Origin of the sequence: Nocardia aobensis NBRC 100429, from assembly GCF_000308375.1 — a bacterium.
Lineage (GTDB): Bacteria > Actinomycetota > Actinomycetes > Mycobacteriales > Mycobacteriaceae > Nocardia > Nocardia aobensis.
This window is the reverse complement of sequence record NZ_BAFQ01000220.1, coordinates 1-591: the sequence shown is the minus strand read 5'-3', so window position 1 is coordinate 591 and position 591 is coordinate 1. Positions and strand designations below refer to the sequence as shown.

Annotated in this window: 1 protein-coding gene; it reads left to right on the top strand. The window is 66.5% G+C overall.

What is annotated here, in order from left to right:
- Nucleotides 1-211: 211 nt before the first annotated feature.
- The coding region (locus RJ03_RS27300) for an aminotransferase class III-fold pyridoxal phosphate-dependent enzyme (protein ID WP_036507495.1) at nt 212-591 on the top strand (380 nt) is incomplete at its 3' end.

The following is a 591-nucleotide window of genomic DNA, read 5'->3' as shown; positions in this document are numbered from 1 at the left end:
GGTCGGCACGCTGTCGATCGCGGCGATCGTCGCCTCGTCCGAATCTGTCACCGTGTGCGTCATCGCTCGCCCCTCAGCTCGGAACAGCATCTCGGATCAGCGCTGTCATTGCCGTCACCATCGCGGTCATGTTATACACATTGTCAACAATCCGACAATAAGAATCCGGCCGTCGCACGCCGGATTTCCCGTCGCCGGGAGGCGGATCACCATGACTGCACTTTCCCCCGTTCTCCGGCAGGCCACGCCGGTCACCGTGGATCACGGCGAGGGCTGCTACCTGTACGGCACCGACGGGCGCCGGTACCTCGACTTCACCGCCGGGATCGGCGTCACCAGCACCGGGCACTGTCATCCGCGGGTGGTGGAGGCCGCGCGCGAGCAGATCGGCAGCCTCATCCACGGCCAGTACACGACGGTCATGCACCGGCCGCTGCTCCGGCTGACCGAACGACTCGCCGATGTGCTTCCCGCGCATCTGGATTCGGTGTTCTTCGCCAATTCCGGAAGCGAGGCGGTGGAGGCGGCGCTGCGGCTGGCCCGGCAGGCCACGGGCCGGCCGAATGTGGTGGTCTTCCACGGCGGCTTCCA